This is a genomic window from Citrobacter sp. wls706, from assembly GCF_005281305.1.
GTDB lineage: Bacteria > Pseudomonadota > Gammaproteobacteria > Enterobacterales > Enterobacteriaceae > Citrobacter > Citrobacter werkmanii.
The window spans coordinates 158,910-165,234 of record NZ_SZXG01000010.1; the positions used below are offsets into that span (position 1 = coordinate 158,910).

Annotated in this window: 5 protein-coding genes; 2 read left to right on the forward strand and 3 right to left on the reverse strand. The window is 36.9% G+C overall.

Annotated features, from left to right (window positions below):
• Positions 1 to 146: 146 nt before the first annotated feature.
• The 3 genes from FDW92_RS04415 to FDW92_RS04425 form a co-directional block, all read right to left on the reverse strand.
• Positions 147 to 536 (reverse strand): hypothetical protein, encoded by a 390-nt coding sequence (locus FDW92_RS04415; RefSeq protein ID WP_042312655.1) that lies wholly within the window; start codon positions 534 to 536, stop codon positions 147 to 149.
• A gap of 364 nt (positions 537 to 900) precedes the next feature.
• The gene (locus FDW92_RS04420) at positions 901 to 2,151 is read right to left on the reverse strand and encodes an LlaJI family restriction endonuclease (protein ID WP_042312654.1); all 1,251 of its coding nucleotides are present in this window, start codon (positions 2,149 to 2,151) and stop codon (positions 901 to 903) included.
• Positions 2,152 to 2,153: 2 nt separating this feature from the next.
• Positions 2,154 to 3,662 carry an AAA family ATPase gene (locus FDW92_RS04425; protein ID WP_052511203.1) on the reverse strand — a complete coding sequence of 503 codons (1,509 nt, stop codon included), beginning with the start codon at positions 3,660 to 3,662 and terminating at the stop codon, positions 2,154 to 2,156.
• Positions 3,663 to 3,746: 84 nt separating this feature from the next.
• Between FDW92_RS04425 and dcm the strand changes: the two genes are divergently transcribed.
• Both dcm and FDW92_RS04435 read left to right on the forward strand, forming a co-directional pair.
• Positions 3,747 to 5,063, forward strand: coding sequence for a DNA (cytosine-5-)-methyltransferase (dcm, locus tag FDW92_RS04430; protein ID WP_042312652.1), 1,317 nt, complete (start codon positions 3,747 to 3,749; stop codon positions 5,061 to 5,063).
• Between the two features lie 134 nt (positions 5,064 to 5,197).
• Positions 5,198 to 6,193, forward strand: coding sequence for a membrane protein (locus FDW92_RS04435; RefSeq protein ID WP_042312650.1), 996 nt, complete (start codon positions 5,198 to 5,200; stop codon positions 6,191 to 6,193).
• Positions 6,194 to 6,325 lie beyond the last annotated feature (132 nt).

Below are 6,325 nucleotides of genomic sequence, written 5' to 3' on the forward strand. Positions count from 1 at the left end.
AATGAATTACGGCAGGCGGCGAATAAATCAGGGGATGCGGCCGAATTTTATTAAAGAACACAGTTAGAAAATAAATAGTGCCCCAGCAGATTGACTCTGAGGCAAGAGGGTATAATTTCATTTATACTTTAGAAAGAATACAAAAATTAACTCCAGCTAGGTATGCGTCCTTGATAGTTAGCATTGTTTTGCTTGATTAAAATAATATGGATCTGGTTACTTCTATCAATGCCTACAATAATATTGTCACCTTCACAAGCCTGTTCCATAACGTAATTATCTCGAAAATAAAGGCGAAACTCGCTTCTGTCAGGCGAATTCTCTCTAGCATCATACCAAGTGATAGCATCCTTGCAGAATGCCTCCGTTCCTCTAATCGAAAATAGTGCTTCCTTGGTGAATCTGACGGTGCCAAATATCTGTTTTAATTGAGAAACTCCGTTAAATTCGTGCTGGTTTGAGGCATCTCGATTGGCTTCAACTGCGGTTAAAGTTTTAATACACGATTGCTTAAGATAAATCGGGGATGTAGCCATAATTAACCTCTGATTAATAAATAATTATATTAACTATATGATAAACTTGAATTATATACTATCATATAGATCTGGTATCCAGCGGATAAAACTTATGACCTAGATCAATGAACGTATTATTTTTAATCAAAACATAAACCTCATAATAAATATTATGAAGTAATAAAAAATGTGTTTTTATTAATCCCATTCAATTATAGAGTGAAGTAATAATCTATATAAAATATGTGAGTTAAAAGATATTGTTGAATTAACTATTGATAATAGAGGTATATGAGTAAAGATAACTATACCAGATAATATTATTTTGATTGAACCAAAGCAGAACCTTTATAAATTTACGTAGCTTTAATTAATTATCGGGTTATGACATGTGAAGAAGTCTTTCAGATAGGTCTACAAGTTTTTTCCCAGACTCATAGAATTCAACGAGCATCATTGGATTGAGATATTCACATTTGATGGGGGGATACTGAATATCCTGTCGCTCTCTTGTGATTGGATCTTCAATATGTGCTGATTCTACGGTCCCAGATGTTCCTGGAAATATGAAATAGTTATAGATTGTAGCTTCTGGGTAGATATCTTTTAATGCCGAGGCGTAGAAAAACTGTTTGATGAGGTCTGGCCAACCAGGCAGGTTTGCTACACTATTTGCGCCATAGTATTTTGCATCAATAATGGCGAATACATTTTCATCAACACTCCTCAAAACAGTGTCAGTACGACCTCCTTTTTGGAATGCAATTTTGAATTCACCATCAATTTTATAACTAGGCTTAGCCAACTTACGATTGATATCAAATTTCCAAAGCATACAGGAATCAATCATATGTTCCCACATTGCGTGAAATTTATTTATACCAATAACAATATTGTTTTTCGAAGATTTATTCTTATTTGATAAATACATTGATAAATCTTTCATGAGTTTTAGATCTTTATCTGCATAGATTAATCCCATTTCTTTTTCTAATGTTTGTAACTTTGATTTGATATCTCCAGTGGGTTGGGGTATATCGACAAGTTCAGAGGAGATAGTTGAAGTTGTGTCGAAGAAAATCCACCCAACGAGATCGTTTAACTCACGAATGACTTCGGCGTGAATACGAGATACTTCATCATTATAATGGATAGTTCTTTTCCTACCAAGAGTATCCAAATATATAAAAGAGTTTGAAGCAGGATAATTTTGAATTCTAAGAATAGTTCGCTTCCAATCTGTTTTTCCTATGTTTTTTTTGATGGATGATTCCCTTCTTATATAAATACCATTCTTGATATAGTCATCGAGGAGTGTAAATGCTAAACTGATTAATGAATCCCCTACAACGTTTTCAGAGGTGCCATCTGAAAATGAGGTACGATTCCTATTTAAGGTGTATTTATAGATTGCGCGGATAAGAGATGCACCGAGTTTTAGTGGGTCCTTATCTCTTATAGTCCCGCTATTTCTTGGTAAAAATATATCGACTCTGTTTTTTTGTAATACAATGCCACAAAAATCTAGTCTGTCTTGATCCTTGTAAATTAGTTTTTCTGAATCTAATATGTTACGGACATGTTTAGGTAAACTATTAACTATACACTTATCCTCATTTAGAACTATATCCATTATTATTCGACCTCTTTTGGTTGAATAGCGCCAACAGATATAAGAGTTTCCTCTAGGCTACTTTCGAAAACAGATTTACCCTCCGAGAATGCGGTAACCAGTTGCCCGAAACTTACGATGCTAATACCTCCAACTTCTGTTGCGAAGATACTAGATCTTTTACCGTGCCGTAAAATATCGTCCCATAGATAGACGAAGAGTTTGTAACGAAGTGAATCATTTGCAGAGCTTGGATCGCTAAGGTCTCCCAATGATAAAAAGCGATGACCAAGCAGACGATCTTCGGGGATACCCAACACTGTTAGCCTTTCATTGATTATTTTTGAAAAATCACTCCATTCGACCTGATAAATATCGCCCTGTAAAGGAAGGTAAAGTACCCCTGGGGTAGCTTTTGAATAGTCAATCGGGATATATCGAATAGCCCAGCGACGTTTAAATGCAGTATCTAAGAAATTAACTCCTTGATCGCTGCTATTCATAGTTGCCAAGATAGTTAAATTTACAGGTAACGATAATTTATCGATGCTTTGTGTAAGATGATTATTTATGTAATCTAACATATCTGGATCGATATCTATTTCATAGTTACAGTCTGGGTCGAGCAATTGAAATAAATCGCCGAATACTGCTGCCGCAGGTGCTCTATTGATTTCCTCAATAATTAAAAAAACTCTCTGATTTGGATTGTTTTTCGCTTGGATAAACGCATTTGTGAAAGCTCCTGGACGGAATTCATAACTTATAGTTTGTGATGAACCATTACTTCTCATCCTTGGCTTTAAGCTTCCGACTAAATCACTATACTGTGTGTCAGGATGGAATACTGTACGGAATTTTTGCGATTCAGCAGTCAACTGTTCAATTGAATAACTTTTCCCAGTGCCAGGAGCACCAAGATAAATAGTATTCTTTATTCTTTTAGATATTACGCTGGATGTGATGGTTGTACTTGTTAATGGCCTAAATGTGAATATAGTACAATCAGATATTACTTGTTCAAGATACTCTATTGTGATGACGATATCTTGTTCACTGAACGATGTTCTTTCATCAAGCTCCTGTGGAATTTTGTTAGTAGCAATATGTATAAATCTGGATACAACATTAAAAAAAAGTTTGGATTGTTCTTGTGCCGCAACTTTGGCTCGAGGATGGGTAAAAACATTTAGGCCTAGCACTCGAACCATTTTTTCAAAATATTTCCATTCAGTACATTGAATGTGGCCTATAGGGGAAATACTGTCAAATGTCTGTTGATCTGCGTTTAGATCATTTCTTAACGGAGTTGATGTTTGTACAGTATAATTTATAAATTGCTTAGCTTTATCACTAGCTTGGATGTCTTTCAGAGACTGAAGGATGCATTGGAAAGAGATGTCATGTACTTTCCCTGATGAATTACTCACTTCAAAAAAAGAGCCAGTTCCAAGGAAGTTTACATTAAAAACTGAGCTAGCATTCCACTGAACATTTTTGTCATACAATTGCTGCAATTGAGACTGTGACATAGCCATCCTCCATTAGCTGTATTGATTGATCATTTGTACAGTGTTACGATTACCAGGACAAAAACCGGATAAAAATGACCTATCATGAACAATCAGAATAAATCGCATCATATCAAAGAACTGAGAAAAAGATTAGGCCTTGGACGCACAGAGTTCGCCAACCTACTAGGGCTTGGTTCTGCTGGCGAAAGGACAGTCCGTGGTTGGGAAGAAGGAGAACATACCCCTTCATCCGCGAAATGGCAGGCTATTCTTGCTGTTGAAAAACAAATGACGGAATACTTACAGAATGCCCCTTTCCGGCAACAACCAGCATGTGAATCAAAATTCACATTTATTGATCTGTTTGCTGGTATCGGTGGGATTCGACTACCTTACCAGCGATTGGGGGGACAGTGCGTCTTTTCTTCTGAATGGGATAAGTTCTCGCAGAAGACATACCTGACTAACTTCGGTGAGATGCCGCATGGAGACATCACTAAGATTAAAGCAACGGATATTCCTGATCACGATATCCTTCTCGGTGGTTTCCCATGCCAAGCATTTTCCCAGGCTGGACTTAAAAAAGGATTTAGTGATACTCGCGGGACTATGTTCTTCGAGATTCAACGGATTCTTGCAACTAAACGTCCAAAATCATTTATGCTCGAAAATGTTAAACAACTCCAAGGTCATGACAAAGGTCGAACGCTAAAGACAATTCTGGATATTCTCAGAGGACAAAGCGCCCATTCAATACCTGATGATATTCCAATCAGTGAAGATGCTAGGACTGCATTGTCGGAGAAGCTCAATTATTGGGTTGATTATAAAGTACTTCGTGCAGGCGATTTCGGTGCACCACAAAATCGTGAGCGTATATTTATTGTCGGCTTTGATAAGGATTATTTTGATGGAGTTGATTTTGATAATATCTTTAATTGGCCAAAACCTCCGATGACACCAACAAAAGTTGGTGATATTTTAGAGGATTTGAGCAATATTTCTGAGTTTGATGATAGATATACTATATCTGACAAACTATGGAACGGTCATCAGAAACGAAAACTAGAGCATGAAAAGAAAGGAAATGGTTTCGGTTATTCACTTTTTAATGAAAATAGTGAATACACGAATACAATAAGTGCACGTTACTATAAAGATGGTTCGGAGATATTAATTGATCAGTCTCATCTTAATAAAAATCCGAGAAAGCTAACCCCGCGTGAGTGTGCTCGGCTCCAAGGGTTTCCTGATAATTATATTGTTGATGCTGTTTCACAAGGTCAGATTTATAAACAATTTGGCAATTCGGTATGTATTAATGTGATTGATGCTGTTGCGAAAGAACTGGTCAGCACAATATCTGAAGCAGAAAAAGTTAGAGTCAGTAATATAAAAATGAAAAAAACTGTTGGTTAAGTATGTAGAGGAACGAAAACACCTTGCTGTTTATGCGTAAAAATTAATTGTAAGGTGTTTTACAAATCAATTGGTTGAGAAGGTATGTACTGAAAAATATACAATTCCAATATTTTAGATAAAAGGATTTCAACGTGGCACTGTACTGCATCTCTGATAAAAACCTTACTGCATTAACAAAAACGACATTTACTATTGAAGGCTTGCAAGAACGTTACGACTTGCAGGAGGCTATCAAGAAAAATATCGATATTGTCGCACCAGACTGTCTCGTTATATCGGAAGAGTTTTCAGACTGGGAAGACAGTCGACGAAGAATAGACCTATTAGCCATTGATAAACAAGCTAATTTAGTTGTCATTGAATTAAAACGTGATGAAGTCGGTGCACATATGGAATTGCAGGCATTAAGATATGCCGCGATGATTTCTACAATGAGTTTTGCGAAAGCATGTGAGTATTATCAAGCTTATCTGCAAAAGCACGGCTTAGATATAGATGCTAAAGCAAAGATACTTGATTTTGTTGAACTGGAAGATACTGAACTTGTGGATTTTGGCAAAGATATCAGAATTATTCTGGCTTCAGCCGATTTTGGTAAAGAATTGACGACAACAGCTATCTGGTTGAGAGATAAGGGAGTAGATATTCGTTGTGTCCGCTTGACGCCGTATAACTTCAACGGTGAAGTTTTAATCAATGCGGAGCAGATAATCCCTGTTCCGGAGCTTGAAGAGTATCAGGTGAAGTTCAGAGAAAAGCGCGTAGAGCAAATCGCAAGTAGCCAAAAATCAGATCGAGATTACTCTGAATATAAGTATAAGGGACTGGTTTTTAATAAAAGAAAACTTGCTCTTGAGCTCTTTACCGACTGGATCGCGAAGCATAACCCGAGCGATTTTAGTGAGCTGAAAGCAAAATTAAGTGAAATATTAAAAAGCAGAACAATAGCATTAGCAGATCATATCCCTGAAGGGCGCAAGAACAGGTTTCATATGAATGATGATGCGCTGATTGAGTTACCATCAGGCGAGCTTGTGGCCATTTCAAACCAATGGGGACTCGGAAATATTGAGCGTTTAGTCGATTTTGTTCGTCGTGACGGATTCAATATTGAAAAAGTAGAGTAGCTGCTGAATCTGGACAGCCAAAAAAAGGTCCTCAGGTACCATTCTCCTGAATCTCGCAGTCGAGGTATAAATGCCCTCTACAATAACTGCCAAATTTGTATGTAGGAAAACGATTGCTATTTATTGCCGCAG